The sequence below is a fragment of the Vibrio sp. 1249-1 genome, assembly GCF_033340495.1.
The window spans coordinates 605,319-619,163 of sequence record NZ_JAWOWJ010000001.1; the positions used below are offsets into that span (position 1 = coordinate 605,319).

Here is a 13,845-nt window from a genome sequence, read left to right on the forward strand (position 1 = left end):
TTTGAAAAATTTAATAGCATGAAACCGACCGACCTTAATCTTATTCCCATTTTCACTGCCATCTATGAAGAGCGTAACTTGTCTCGGGCGGCGGCGCGTTTAAACATCACCCAGCCTGCGGTGAGTAAAGCGCTAGCAAGGCTACGTGATATCTACGATGATCCATTGTTTCATCGTTGCGTTAAAGGTGTCGAGCCTACCTCGTTTGCGATGGATATTTATCCTGCTCTTCTAGCTTCAGTACAAAATTTCACTTCGACATTATCGGCCTCTAGTGAGTTTGACCCTAAAGTGTCGAATAGAGTGTTTTCTATTGCCTGTGTGTCCGTTGCAAGTTTTGAGTTGCTACCTCAAGTCATGAAACAAATCCGTGTGTCGGCGCCAAATGTTGCATTAGAAGTACATCCGCTTTTTACGGAAGATTTTGAAAGTGATCTGCGGTTACAACGATACGATTTGATCATTGATATCACACCAAGAGCAAGAACGGTGCTAAAACTGGAAACTGTACTTACGGAGCGTTTGGTGGTGGTATGTAGCGAAACGCATCCACGCCTGAATGACGAGATTACGGCTGAACAATTTTTTGAAGAAGAACACGTAGTGGTTTCGCAGTGGCAGAGTCGTAAGAGCTTGTTAAACGCCGATGACATTGTCGACTTGGATAAGAGAAAGATTAAGTATCGAGCCTCAGGCGTATTAGAAATGCTCCCAATTATTTGTGGTAGTGAATACATTGGTTTAATGCCAGAGTCGATGATCAACTTGTTCAATAACACCTATCATGTTAAATCTTTATCAATGCCATTTGATGAACAAATGTATGAGCTTTGTACAATCTGGCATCCTAGTCGCACAAACGACAGCGCCCATCAGTGGTTGCGTTCACAGATTAAGCAAGCAGGAAAAGTCATCAACCAATAGGAAGTGCAATGAAAAAGACAATACGTGCCATCCTTAACGGAAAAAAAGCTGGGAATCCAGAGTTAAGAGATGCAATCATGAAAATGAGAGACAAAGGCATCGACGTGCAGGTGCGTGTGACGTGGGAATCTCAAGACATGCCGCGGCTAGTGAAAGAAGCGGTTGATGAAGGCATTGAACGTATTGTTGTCGCTGGTGGCGATGGGACCGTCAATGAGGCGGCTTCTGCGGTTATTCAAATTGACGAAGAAAAACGCCCTGAGTTAGCCATTATTCCCCTTGGTACCGCCAATGACTTTGCTACCGCTATTCAAGTACCTAATTCCATTAAGGCGTCTTTATCTCTTGCTGTTGAGGGGCAGTCCGCTTTGGTCGATTGCGTCAAAGCGAACGATCGCTGCTTTATTAACGTGGCAACAGCAGGGTTTGGCGCAGAAGTTACAGCAGAAACGCCTGTTGAACTCAAAAACTTTCTTGGCGGCGGAGCTTACACGCTAACTGGTGTTGTAAAAGCACTTGGCTTTAAACCATATGACGGAACAATAACGATTGAAGGTGGTGCGTATCAGGGAGAAATGTTGCTCGGTGCGTTTTGTAATGGGCGCCTTGCTGGAGGTGGGCAAGAGTTAGCTCCAAAAGCGATGATTAATGATGGGCTGATGGATCTAACATTGGTGCGCCCATTTTTACCTCATGAGCTGCCTAAAGTAATCGACGAGATCAATAACCCGAGTGAGAAAGGAGAGTTTGTGAAGTACACAAGAGCAAGCTGGTTGGAGATAGACTTCCCGAATCCATTACCTCTTAATTTAGATGGAGAACCTTATCGTTCGAGAACCATTAGATTTGATGTTCAGCCTAAGAGTATACGATTAGTCGTACCGCAAGATTGTCCTTGCTTGACTAGCTAAACGAGCGTTTTCCATGATTATTGCGTAACACAGCCACTAAAATGTGGCTGTGTTATTTGTGTTGAGGTATCAGTCAGCTTCTTAACGTTTTTGAATTGTCTCAACGTCTATCTGCGTAGTTGTCCAATCTGCGTCAACCTCTCCTCGAATCATTACGGTATCTTTTGGTGTCACTTCTTGACCCATCCAATCTTCGTTGTCGATCTCTACTTCGATCTCACCAGTGTTGTCTTTGAACAAGTAAGTCTCGTTACCAAATGATTGAACAATATGCCCGGTTAGCACTACAGCGCTGTCGTCGGTTGCGTTGCGCGCCTCTTTCACCGTATTGATTGCACTGACTTCTGGACCATTAAACGCGGCGAAAGCCGAGCTTGAAAGTAGGGCAAGCATGGATGTTAACAATACTCTTTTCATTGTCATCTCCTTATATTAGAAGTAATAAGCTGTGCCTACGTTAAAGGATGCAGTGTTTGCGTAGCTGCCTAGTTGGTATTTAGCGTTTGCGCCAATGGTGAGCTTTGGCAACACTTGGTATTCCGCGCCCACAGAGAACATTGCGCCTAACTCGTTGCTTTTCTTCGAGCTATGGAAAAGCGTGTTGCTTATTTCCACATCGTCATTCGCGACAAGCTCATATTCTTGATGTTGAGCAACCTTGGCGTCGTATTGCGTGTAAGTTAAACCCGCTTTGAATTTTGTTGTCCATTTATCACTTAATGCATAGCTAAACACTGGTGCTAGCGAGACTTGTTTGGCTGTGATAGAGGAATCCCAATCCATTTCATGATGGTAATCTTTGCCATCAATTGTCTTGATACCAAGGTTCTTAGAACGGCCGTCATCAAGGTCAAACTGGCTGTAACCTAGCTCAATTGCCCAATTGTCATTAAACGAGTAACCGATAAATCCTGAGAAAATACCATCCTCAAGTTCTGGGTTAAGTGTTACATTTTCAGATGAAAAGTGAGGTTCCAAGTCATGGTCAGTGGTGCCTAGTCCATATTCCAGACCTACATAAGGAGCCGCAGATACCGAAACTGAGCAGGTAACGAGTAACGCAAGAATGGTTTTGTTCATTTTTATTTGCCTCTTCAAATCAACTTAATGAGTAGAAGCGCATTGTGTGTGATGAAGCGTGAAGTGATCGTGAAGAAACAAAAATATTTCAGAAAAAGAGCAAGGTGCGGTAAAAAAGAAATTGTTTTAATGAATATGCGCCAAGCTCTTTATATAAAGAGAGTTAACTTGCGGCGACGTAACACACCGCAAATGGCACATTAAGGCGAGTAAACTCTTTAATCCAACGCCATTGGTTGTCTTGGAGTTTATCGCCCGGCCCTTTTACTTCAATCCATTCGAACTCGTTTCCTTTAAAAGCAATCAGATCAGGCATCCCATTGCGGTAAAGCTTTAGGTCACTCAATTGTATTTTAAATAGCGCCATCAACATGTTAGTTGGGATTGTATCGAGTGCTGTTTCGAGTAGTTCTTTACTTATTAAGCTCCAATGCACAAATGGATTGCTGATACCAAACTTCTCATCGTACTTTGTCAATAACGTATGAGTGTTACCCGTTTCCAATTCGTCAAACGCCGCATCTATCAAAGCTTGGCGCTTGGTAACAAAATCAGAATGGTACAAATCCAGAGGACGATGTTGATAGGCATTGATGAATGCGCCTTCGATGGGAGCGAAAATCGCATCCCAAAAAGTGAGACCAAGTAATGCATTAAGCAGTGCATTTTCGGTGTAAAATACTGTCCAGCCTAAGGACTCAAAATACGCTTTGCTGGCGAGTTCGACTCTCTGTTGAGATAAATCCAGTTCAAGGCGGTATTCCGTACAGGTTGGCTTCGTCACTCTTGGCACTTTCTCGCCTTGTTTTCGTTTTAACCGTTGCTCAAGTTTTTGTGCAACTTCGAGCTCAGACACATCGATCGGTGAGTTAAGCATATCTGTGACAATGTCACAAAATAAATCATCATGGTTTAATTTGTCATAGATACGTGCGCGTCGTTCTCGGCTCGGTGTGAGTTGAGTTTGGCCAAATAGAGATAGGGCGGTCTCTAGATCATTAAGCCGTTCGTAATCACGTGCTATGTCATTCAACATGTGCTCGCGTTTACGATCTACGTAACGGTGTTTAACCGGCTGAGGCATTGCCTCAATTAATAAGTCGAGATTGGCTTTGTCTTTTCGGTCAAATTGCCAGTACAGGTTGGCCAACTGGCTCAGTTCAATTAAGCGGTCTATTTGCTCACGTGAATCAAAGAAACGGCGCACTTTACTCAATTGATATTGCTCGAACTGATGCAAACCTAAGTCATCAAGCACAAACTGACTTAAGTCTTGATGGGTGTTGGCAAAAAACAGAGTGAGTAACACGTCGATCATATGAGCAGAATTGAGTTTGACGATCGTAAACTCAAGCCGCTCTATACGATCAAATTCCGTATTACTCAAATGTTCGACAAGGGCGTCTTTCTTGAGTGATTTCGGCAGTTCGGGATAAAGCGTGGAGATTTCTGGTTTGGTCAGTAAATTAGCCGCTAACTCTTGATGAGAAAGGGGTGGGGAAAGGGCTACAAACTCATGCTGACTCAATTCTGCCAGTGCTTCATTGATAGAAGGTATTTCTTGATAACTCAGCTTATCACTTCGAAACCAACATCCCTTTCGGCTGTATAAACGCACCAAAAGGCACTGGGCGTGTTTGCTCAAAGAATCAAACGAGCAAAGCCATGCGTGTTCTTCCTTGGCCAGTAAATCGCTGTACCAAGTTATTGCGTGATGAGTCAGCTTGAAGAAGTTCTCTAGATAGTAGTCTGGTGCAAGTTCGATAGGGCTTTCCATAAACGACCGATAACAAAAAAGGCTTAACCCATAGGTTAAGCCTTTTCGCTATCAAATCAATTCGCAATTATGCGTTTTTTAGCTGTGCTACTTTCGCTTCAGACAATGGCTTAGTGATGAACGCTAGTACGATACATACTGCCATCATTGCTGAAGAAATTGTGTAAGCCAAGGTGTAGCCGTCGCCATTTGTCATCGAGAAACCAACAACCGCTGCGCCGATTGCACCACCGATACCCCATGCTGTGTAAAGCACGCCGTAGTTAGTGCCGTAGTTTTTCAGACCGTAGAACTCAGCCGTTAGAGTAGGGAATACCGCTAGAAGTGTGCCGTAACCTACCGCTGCGATTGCTGTACCGATGATCAGTGTAAACTCAGAGTCGAACGTCGCGAACAGCACCATGTTTACGCCTTGTAGAACGAACGCGAGTAGAAGCGTACGAACACCGCCGATTTTATCTGCAAGCATACCCGCGGCAACACGACCGCCAGAGTTAAATACAGCAAGAATAGACGCTAGGTAAACCGCGTTTGGCAAGTTTGCTTGAACGCTTGCGATTGTCGTGATGTTACCAATGATCATTAGACCAACAGAAGCTGCAAACGCGTACATGATCCATAGAGAGTAGAACTGTGGTGTTTTCAACATTGCTTTCCAAGTTAAGTCATCTGACTTTTTCACCGCTTTAGGTGCTTGGCCTTCTTTTACTTTAGGCTCCGCAGGTGTGTAGTCTGCTGGTGGGTTGTTGATGGTTGCTGCAAGAGGAACCGCAATCGCTAGGATACCAACACCAAGAACCATAAAGCTAGTTTGAATGCCCATGCTGTCTATTAGCGCAGAAGTTACTGGCGCAAGGTAAATAGCCGCTAGACCAAAACCTGCCGCAATAATGCCGTTAACCATACCTTTCTTCGAAGCGTGGAACCACTTCATCGCAGAAGGTGATAGGCATGCGTAACCAAAACCGATACCTGCACCTGTGATCACACCGAAGGTAATGTTCAGCATGAGTGGAGTGTCAACAAAGCCAGACGCGATCATGCCCAGACCTGTAAGAACAGTACCTAGGATAAGGATCATTCGAGGGCCCATGCGGTCTTGAAGAATACCTGCAATAAGAAGACAGATAGAGAAAGTGATGGTTGCAGTTGCGTAAGGTGCAGAAGCTTCTGCAGCACTCCAGCCTGATTCAGTTACCAGTGCCTTGTTGAATACACTCCAAGCATACAGGATGCCAAGACAAAGGTTGATACAGAACCCTGCTAACAGGATGCGCATAGCTTTATCAATCTTGCTCATTTTTATTCTCAGTTTTTCCTCTTATTGGCAATGCCGCAAAGAAGGTTGGTTTAAAGATGTTTTTTCTCAAAATTAGTTTGCGTTTTTCAACGTTTAACGCAATGAGCGCGGATTATAACCAATAAATATGTGATTGGAATCTCTTTTTACGGTTACTGATAAAATAATTTGCAACATTAAAAGTGGATGTGAATTCATGGTTTTGTATGTAGTAAGAACGTTGTAAAAAAGTGATGTTTTTTGTTCGCTAATAACGAATGATGAGTCAAGAGAGAGAGGTTTTACGCTGTTGAGTGCACAGTTCACATTTCAAATAAAAAATTTCTAAATGTTTCCATGTTAACCATCTGTAACAAAAAATGGCGAATTTATCATCTGACTGTCGTAAGTATCAGATGCAAAGGGTTTCCTAATTTTTAATTGTTAACCTTTTGTAATAATTGAAGCTGATTAGCTTTTATGTACATTAAGTGAGCAAAAAAGTAACTTGTAATTGCTGATTTTAGGCGCAGAATATAGTGAAAAATGAGTTTTCATTTATGAAGGGATGCTTTTTAGATTTGTTGTGAGGTGACTTATGAAACTGTTCCTATTACTCATGGCTTCGGTATCCGCTGGTATCGCATCAGCAGACCACATCCATTCATTTATGTTGGGCTTATCTATTGCTTCTTTAGCGGTAGGTAGCTGTTATTTCTTCGCATTTCGCAGCTCGCGCTTTCCACAGCTTGCTTTATTCCTACTCATTTGCGGTATGCTTTCTAAGTTGACGATAACCGTAGTCGGTGTGATGTGGGGAATGTCCGCGGAATTAATCACGTCTCCAATCGTATTCGCACTTTCATATTTATTCTTTTCGCTTGCCGTTACCTACTTATGGTTTAGCTACAGAGAGAGCATCACTAAGATTCCTGACCGATTTAAGTCAGCGTAAATCAACACATTAGAATAAAAAAAACGCCAGCACATTTGCTGGCGTTTTTAATTAAACGTAATTTTGTTCGGATATTGCTTTTAGTTTGATCGTGGCAATACCGTTAGGCACTCATTGGAACAAGCACCATAGTACCAATAATCACCGTGATAAGGCCTGCTAGAACTGGAACGGATGTGCGTTTTACAACCTCAAACGGGCTGATGTTTGCCATACCTGATGTCGCAACGATTACGCCAGATACTGGTGAGATAGTACGGCCTAGGTTTGATGCTTGAAGCATCGGGATAATTAGGAAAGCAGGGTTTAGTCCCATTTTCGCAGCCAAAGATGGTGCTAACTCCACGAACGCATAAAAAGGCGCGTTACCCGAACCCGTTGCAATTGCTGCTGCAACTGTCAATGCAGTTAGAATAAGCATTAAAGCAACGCCGCCTGCACCAGCATTATCTGCTAGATGAAGTAGGTTATCGATAGCACCGATAGACATCAGACCTTGTGCAAAAACCCCTGCGGCAACCAAAAGCATCACAACGCCTTTGAACGCGTCAGCCATGCCTGCGTAACAAGAATCTAAATCTTCTAGTGATTTCTTACCATCGAACTTATTTACAACATAATGGATCAGAGCTCCAAGGAAAATCGAACCAACCACAATAGTGTAGATGTCTAGACTAAGTCCTGGAATGGTACGACCGTTGAATAGGAAAACGCCGATGATAGGTAGAAATGGAAGAGCTGCATAAAACGCTGGCGCGTCAGCTTTGATCTCTGATACATCAATTTTTTCCATTGGTGTATTTTCTTTCTTATCTAAGTATTTGTTCCAGAAGAACGCTGCCGCTGCCATGACGATGATTGCGCAAATAGAAACAGGCAACACAGTTTGTACCGCAAACACATCAAGCTCTAAACCAGACTTTTCTGCTGCGATAACAACATCACCAGAAGTCGGAGAAAGGATGATTGCCGCTGGAGAGGCACACACTGCAACGGCTGCTGGACGAGAAATGCCCATCGCGACCATCATTGGGAATAATGTCGCCATTAATAGTACGCCAAGGCCTGTTGCAGAACTTACCGCAAGAGACATTAAACACGCCACAATGTAAGCCGCTACCAAAAGGACGTAAGGAGACTTGATGACAGAAAGCGGTTTAGAGAACTGTTTCACTACCACGTTGTTCGCGCCGATATGAGTCATGTATGACGCAAAACCACAAAGCAGCATGATTTGCATACCAAGACCGCCACCGCGGTATTGAAGCATGTATTTCACGTATTCAAGCGCATCTGTCACCATGTTACCAGTTGAGGTGATTTTTGACGGCAGCACGTCGTGCCCCAAAACGCCAGTCATAAGAAGTAAAGCAATACCAGCGGTCAGTAACACGCCCGCAGCTTTATAGCCTTTGACAATAAAGTAACCCACCGCAATGGTAACCACTAAGCCAATTAAGAGCTCTAACATAGGGATCTCCGAATGTTATGTAAAAAAGAAAGAAACTGTTTCAGTTTATGACAAGGAATTTACAGAATTCTTAGCTGTGGCACGAGACAAATATGGGGCTTGCATGATCTGAGACAAATAATAATTTAATAAATAATTTCGTTAGATTGTATTGTTGGAATTTGGTTTTCTAAGTGTTACGTGCTGGTTTGAAGCTATTTATAGGAAGGAAAATATGACTAGGAAAGTGAATGAATAAAGAGTGAATTGATTCACAATAGGAAAAAGACTTTACTCAGTAAGCAATTATTGGAAAACACTCTTCACAACAAAAAAGCTTCGCCGAAGCGAAGCTAAGTAATCGTAAGAATGAGGATAAACTATGCGTATCGACGAACCATAAGGTTCCAACTACGTTGCTGCCGTTCGAACTCTGCTTTAATTTGCTGGTACTTCATTTTCGTTACAGAACATTCGTATTTTTTTACCACACTGGCAGTTTTGGCACCGAGTACTTCTTTGCGCATCTCGTAGTATTCCTGCATGTGATGAACTAAAGTATCAAACTCGTGCTGTAGCTGATCGAGGATTGTTTGCGTGTTCGGTTTCGATTCTAGCTTTTCTCTTGCTTTCTTCAAAAGTTGACTCGCACGGGCTTTTTCAATTCTAAATGTAGGCGTTGTGCGCAACTTAGATGTGAGTCCTAGCCAAGAACATGACTTTATCAACCACTTCGTTGGGTCGTAATGCCACCAATACACGCCATTGCGATAGTCATTCTCGAAAATATGATGGAAATTATGGTAACCCTCTCCAAATGTGAAAAAGGCGAGTACACCATTATCGCGAGCAGTGTTTTTGTCTGTGAAAGTTTGCTTACCCCAAATATGTGCGAGGGAGTTAATGAAAAAAGTTGTATGGTGACTCATAAAGAGTCGAGCTGCACCAACGACCAATAACATCCCCCAGATATCACCGTAGATCAGTCCTAGTATGACTGGGAAACCAATATTAGTCAGTAGGGCAAGTGGAACATAATACTTATGCTGCCACATGACGATTTTGTCGCGCTTTAGGTCACGGCAGTTTGTATATTCGTTTTCCTTTGATTTATTGTAATCACGTAACATCCACCCAATGTGAGAATACCAAAAACCCCGCTTGGCTGAGTACGGATCTTTATCGTTATTGTCGACATGTTTGTGATGCACACGATGATCAGAAGACCAATGTAATGCACTATTTTGCAAAGAAAATGCTCCTCCAATCGCAAAAATGGCGCGCAAAATAGGATGAGCTTCGTATGTTTTGTGGCTCCAGAGACGATGATAGCCTGCTGTAATAGAAAGGTTAGTAAAACTAAATGCAATCACTCCCCAAATTAGATGTTCCCAACCCAGTCCAAAATGATATGCATACCAAGGCATTACAATAAAAGTCAGAACAAAACTGGCAGAAAATATTAATGTATTCAACCAGATAACAGGTGGTTTGTTTTGAGTCACAGGTGTATCCCTAACTTTGAGCTAACAACTGTTCGCCAGAATATCAGCGTACACATGTAAGTCAAATTAAAGTTAGACAAATGTGACTATTCCTTTGGGTGTAGATTAAGGAACTTGATGGGATATTTTGCTTTTAATTGAATAATGAGTAGTATTAAAAAATGAGCTCTGGCTTAAGGTGTATAAAATCTGCCAAGAAACAAGTGTTATAAAGGTGGAATATACCGAGACTCTATAAAGAAGCAAAAATGTAAGAAAATAGGAATACGTAATGGATTTACGATTAGCGGAATATAAGGACTACGAGCGCATTGCACATCTTCATGCGGATAGCTGGAAGCGTCATTACCGTGGCATTCTTAGTGATAACTATCTTGAGAAAGAAGCGATTGACGACAAACTACTGATTTGGCAAACCCGTTTGACCAACCCACCATTCAATCAGCACATTGTCTTGGCGGAGGAGGGAGGTTTGCTACTTGGCTTTGTTTGTGTGTTCGGCAACCATGATTTCGAGCGTGGAACCTTTATTGACGCATTGCATGTTGATGACAGTTACCGTGGTCGTGGGATTGGTAAGCAGCTATTACTTGCTGTCGCAGAATGGCAACAGCAGTACTTTAAAGACACAGGTCTTTATTTAGAAGTTGTGTCGCAAAACATTTCTGCGATTGAATTCTATCGCCACATTGGTGGACAAGAGGATCAAGAGCGAACTTGGCGCGCACCTGATGGCAAAGAGGTGTTAGAAAAAGTATTCCGTTGGAAGAACGCCCAGTCATTAGTTAGTGGGATTGAGGAAAACGTGATTTACTCCTAACCTAGCGTTCTAAAACATTAGATAAGAGCAGTCTCAACACTGCTCTTTTTTGTTTATGCACCCTAACGTTATGTTTTATTAAAAGCTTTCTAGAAGTTAACCCCCATGGCTTTTAGTTCGAGCTCACATTGCTGAGCATTTTCAAACTGAATAGCAGCCATGCCAACTGCTCGGGCACCTTCAACATTGTAAGGCATGTCATCAATAAATACTGTCTCTTCGGGGTTAAGCTGATAATTTGAAAGTAGAGTTTGGTAGATCTCCGCTTGTGGTTTTAGTAATTGAACTTCAGAAGAGATGATTGCTCCATCAAACAGTGGCCAAAACTCATAGGTAGTACGAAGATGTTCCACAATTTCGTTGATGTTGTCTGTGAGCGCATATACGCCATATCTGGCACTTTTTACTCGTTTTAACAGCTCTATACTGCCGTAAAGTAGTATTTGAGTGTGTTTTACATAATAAAAGAAGCGGTCCATTTCTTCCGTCGTTACTTGGTGTTCACGTTGATAACGCTGTTTTGCTTCCCTTTCGGAGATCGTCCCTTTATTTAAATCTTTCCAGATTTGTGATGAAAATAGCATCTGAGCCATTTTCTCTGATTCTACGGAACCACCAAATGTTAAGCGAACGATTTCTACTGGAGACCAGCGTACCAACACATTACCTACATCAAAAATGACATTTTTTATCTGGACAGAATTCATAACACACCCCAAGCCAATTGTTCTTCACCACGCTATATGCGGTGAGTGCTGTTTTTGAATCGTTGGAAAGTCGTGCCAAAGGCGCGACTTAAGTTTCTTACACAAAATGAGATTAACATCCAATTGGATACAGAGCGATTATCGCAAAATTGCACTAAACTATATGCAACTTTGTTTATTTGGTTGTAAATCAAGTGTAGCTGTCTTAAAAGATTGAAACTAAAGATAAGTATTGCGAGCTGTTTACGTCATTTCGCGCTGCTTATAAATGATGATTAATATATAATTAGTTAATAATAAAACGATAAAAGTGAATCAAAATCACACTATTGTGCGTCAGGCGGAGTAAGCAAAACAGATTATATGGACTCGATACGTAAGGTTTATCAATATGCAGAACCAAACCTAACTCTCGTTGGCTGGATGGGGTTTCTTGGCTTTCCGCTGTACTACTTTGTCTGGGAGTTTGCCTTTCCACAGGCTTATGAAAATTTATCTCTTAGATTGTTTTGCTCGTTATTGTTTTTCGGCATCATTTTTAGAAACCGCTTATCATCGACTTGGAGAGATTATGTTCCTATTTACTACCAAGTGACGATAACGCTGTGCTTACCGTTTTTCTTTTTTTATATGTTACTGATGAATGACTGGTCCAATGTATGGGTTATGTCGTTTATGTCTGCAATTTTCTTACACATTTTACTGGTTCATGTTACTAGGGTCATGTTTGCTCAAACCTTTGCTGGGATAGGTTTAGCAACATTCTTCGCTTGGGTTGCAAAAGGGTTCCATCTTGACTTGACCATGGATTGGACTCATGTGCCAATCTTTCTGTTTATTTATGTCTTCGGTAATTTGTTCTATTTTCGTAACCAAGTTGAACATGAAGCGAAAGTCTCGCTGGCAAAATCATTCGGGGCAGGGATCGCACATGAAATGCGTAACCCGTTGAGTGGGCTTTGCACTTCAATAGATGTTATCCAGTCGATCTTGCCCAACATGAAAGAGGCAGGAAAAGAGCAGTACGTCATGAGTGTAGAGGATGTCACCTTATTACGTGAAGTGAGTCAGGATGCAATGAACATTATCCAATCGGGTAATGAAACCATCGATTTATTGCTAACTTCGATTGATGAAAATCGAGTTTCTCGTTCTAGCTTCAAAAAATATTCAGTTCACTCGGTCGTTGAACAGGCAATTGAAAGCTTCAGTTATAAACGTGCCACTGATCGGTTTGCCATATCGCTGGATGCGAGAAGTGAGTTTGAGTTTCTAGGTAGTGATACATTACTTAAATACGTTATGTATAACCTCTTCAAGAATGCCTTCCATCACCGTAAATCTGAAGATTTTCACATACATGTATCCATGATAAGTTCAGAACGCTTTAATCAAATTGTTGTAACCGATAATGGTGCTGGCATTGCTCCTGATGTTCTACGCAATATCTTTCAAGACTTTTACACCACTGGCAAATCAGGAAGTTATGGTTTGGGTCTACCGTTTTGTAAAAAAGTCATGCGTTCATTTGGGGGGAACATTGAGTGTCAATCTCAGTTAGGGGAGTGGTCTCAATTTACGTTAACTTTCCCACTAACGACATCTGATACCGTTACTGAAATCAAAAACGATCTGACTAAACTCAAAACCATTCTAACGGTGACTAGCCAAGATATCTTGGTGTCTAAAGTAACAGATATTAGCCGTTTTATGGGCTTTGACTCGACGATTTTAGATGCCAACCAAGTACTCAAAAAGAAAGAGTACGAGTTCGAATTCGATCTGATTTTTATCGATCTTGAGAGCTTAGATCCAAGAGCAAACCAATTGGATAGATTAGAATCTCTCTTGTCTTTCACTGAAGCACGCATAGTTTATCTTTTTGAGCATCATCCGACTCAGAGAGCACGTAAGGCTGCATATGAACCTATTTGGATCGAAACGCAAGCCTGGTTATTGAATACTAAACCAACTATTGAGCGTCTCTTATATGATTCAAGCTATGTACCGACACCAACGGCCTCGGTGACGTTAGATAATTCAAATAAGCGCACAATTATGGTCGTGGATGATAATGAATCTTTGCGTAAATTCACGGCAATGTTACTTGAAAAGCAAGGCTTTGAAGTGATTCAGAAAGAAGACGGGCAGCAGGCTCTGGATACACTAGAGCAAGAAGATGTTGATCTCATTCTGATGGATATCGAAATGCCAATTATGGATGGTGTAGAAGCGTCTAGGCGAATTCGAAGCTCGGATAAAAACTATGCGTCGGTACCTATTATTGCACATACAGGGGATAGTTCACCTGTCACGTTGGACAAAATTGGGTCTTCGGGTATGTCTGACTTCATCGTAAAACCGGCGGATAAAAATCGTTTGTTCGATAAAATCGCAAACTGGATCTAATCATTCGCGACTTGTTTTCTTGAGGCGA

General features: G+C 42.0%; 12 protein-coding genes. 5 read left to right on the plus strand and 7 right to left on the minus strand.

What is annotated here, in order from left to right:
- Positions 1-18: 18 nt before the first annotated feature.
- Together R7Z50_RS02620 and yegS are read left to right on the plus strand one after the other, a co-directional pair.
- The gene (locus R7Z50_RS02620) at positions 19-924 is read left to right on the plus strand and encodes a LysR family transcriptional regulator (protein WP_053349403.1); all 906 of its coding nucleotides are present in this window, start codon (positions 19-21) and stop codon (positions 922-924) included.
- Positions 925-932: 8 nt separating this feature from the next.
- Complete coding sequence (yegS, locus tag R7Z50_RS02625) at positions 933-1,835, plus strand: lipid kinase YegS (protein ID WP_318148848.1); 903 nt, start codon at positions 933-935, stop codon at positions 1,833-1,835.
- Between the two features lie 81 nt (positions 1,836-1,916).
- Here the strand turns inward: yegS and R7Z50_RS02630 are convergent, their stop codons facing one another.
- The 4 genes from R7Z50_RS02630 to R7Z50_RS02645 all read right to left on the minus strand — a co-directional run bounded on the left by R7Z50_RS02630 (position 1,917) and on the right by R7Z50_RS02645 (position 5,992).
- Positions 1,917-2,252: a YgiW/YdeI family stress tolerance OB fold protein gene (locus R7Z50_RS02630; protein ID WP_130546257.1), complete on the minus strand. Its 336-nt coding sequence runs from the start codon at positions 2,250-2,252 to the stop codon at positions 1,917-1,919.
- A gap of 15 nt (positions 2,253-2,267) precedes the next feature.
- Positions 2,268-2,915, minus strand: coding sequence for an AcfA family outer membrane beta-barrel protein (locus R7Z50_RS02635; protein ID WP_318148849.1), 648 nt, complete (start codon positions 2,913-2,915; stop codon positions 2,268-2,270).
- A gap of 163 nt (positions 2,916-3,078) precedes the next feature.
- Entirely contained in the window at positions 3,079-4,692 is a 1,614-nt protein-coding gene (locus R7Z50_RS02640; protein WP_206969607.1) for a VRR-NUC domain-containing protein, read from the minus strand.
- 67 nt (positions 4,693-4,759) lie between these two features.
- The gene (locus R7Z50_RS02645) at positions 4,760-5,992 is read right to left on the minus strand and encodes an OFA family MFS transporter (RefSeq protein ID WP_017635352.1); all 1,233 of its coding nucleotides are present in this window, start codon (positions 5,990-5,992) and stop codon (positions 4,760-4,762) included.
- A gap of 577 nt (positions 5,993-6,569) precedes the next feature.
- Here R7Z50_RS02645 and R7Z50_RS02650 point away from each other — a divergent pair.
- Positions 6,570-6,926: a hypothetical protein gene (locus R7Z50_RS02650; RefSeq protein ID WP_005376535.1), complete on the plus strand. Its 357-nt coding sequence runs from the start codon at positions 6,570-6,572 to the stop codon at positions 6,924-6,926.
- Between the two features lie 103 nt (positions 6,927-7,029).
- Here the strand turns inward: R7Z50_RS02650 and dcuC are convergent, their stop codons facing one another.
- On the minus strand, positions 7,030-8,397 hold the full coding sequence (dcuC, locus tag R7Z50_RS02655) for an anaerobic C4-dicarboxylate transporter DcuC (protein ID WP_005376528.1): 1,368 nt from the start codon (positions 8,395-8,397) through the stop codon (positions 7,030-7,032).
- A 359-nt stretch (positions 8,398-8,756) separates the two neighbouring features.
- Positions 8,757-9,881, minus strand: coding sequence for an acyl-CoA desaturase (locus R7Z50_RS02660; RefSeq protein ID WP_005376527.1), 1,125 nt, complete (start codon positions 9,879-9,881; stop codon positions 8,757-8,759).
- Positions 9,882-10,152: 271 nt separating this feature from the next.
- Between R7Z50_RS02660 and R7Z50_RS02665 the strand changes: the two genes are divergently transcribed.
- Positions 10,153-10,701 (plus strand): GNAT family N-acetyltransferase, encoded by a 549-nt coding sequence (locus R7Z50_RS02665; protein WP_005376525.1) that lies wholly within the window; start codon positions 10,153-10,155, stop codon positions 10,699-10,701.
- An 89-nt stretch (positions 10,702-10,790) separates the two neighbouring features.
- Here the strand turns inward: R7Z50_RS02665 and R7Z50_RS02670 are convergent, their stop codons facing one another.
- Entirely contained in the window at positions 10,791-11,408 is a 618-nt protein-coding gene (locus R7Z50_RS02670; RefSeq protein WP_054577832.1) for an HAD family hydrolase, read from the minus strand.
- 363 nt (positions 11,409-11,771) lie between these two features.
- Here R7Z50_RS02670 and R7Z50_RS02675 point away from each other — a divergent pair, with 363 nt between their 5' ends.
- Entirely contained in the window at positions 11,772-13,817 is a 2,046-nt protein-coding gene (locus R7Z50_RS02675) for a response regulator (RefSeq protein ID WP_065275248.1), read from the plus strand.
- The last annotated feature ends 28 nt before the right edge of the window (positions 13,818-13,845 follow it).

Coding starts and splice junctions, on each gene's coding strand:
- dcuC (WP_005376528.1), bottom strand. CDS start 8,397: ATGTTAGAGCTCTTAATTGGCTTAGTGGTTACCATTGCGGTGGGTTAC.
- R7Z50_RS02620 (WP_053349403.1), top strand. CDS start 19: ATGAAACCGACCGACCTTAATCTTATTCCCATTTTCACTGCCATCTAT.
- R7Z50_RS02650 (WP_005376535.1), top strand. CDS start 6,570: ATGAAACTGTTCCTATTACTCATGGCTTCGGTATCCGCTGGTATCGCA.
- R7Z50_RS02630 (WP_130546257.1), bottom strand. CDS start 2,252: ATGAAAAGAGTATTGTTAACATCCATGCTTGCCCTACTTTCAAGCTCG.
- R7Z50_RS02640 (WP_206969607.1), bottom strand. CDS start 4,692: ATGGAAAGCCCTATCGAACTTGCACCAGACTACTATCTAGAGAACTTC.
- R7Z50_RS02665 (WP_005376525.1), top strand. CDS start 10,153: ATGGATTTACGATTAGCGGAATATAAGGACTACGAGCGCATTGCACAT.
- R7Z50_RS02670 (WP_054577832.1), bottom strand. CDS start 11,408: ATGAATTCTGTCCAGATAAAAAATGTCATTTTTGATGTAGGTAATGTG.
- R7Z50_RS02675 (WP_065275248.1), top strand. CDS start 11,772: ATGGACTCGATACGTAAGGTTTATCAATATGCAGAACCAAACCTAACT.
- R7Z50_RS02645 (WP_017635352.1), bottom strand. CDS start 5,992: ATGAGCAAGATTGATAAAGCTATGCGCATCCTGTTAGCAGGGTTCTGT.
- yegS (WP_318148848.1), top strand. CDS start 933: ATGAAAAAGACAATACGTGCCATCCTTAACGGAAAAAAAGCTGGGAAT.
- R7Z50_RS02635 (WP_318148849.1), bottom strand. CDS start 2,915: ATGAACAAAACCATTCTTGCGTTACTCGTTACCTGCTCAGTTTCGGTA.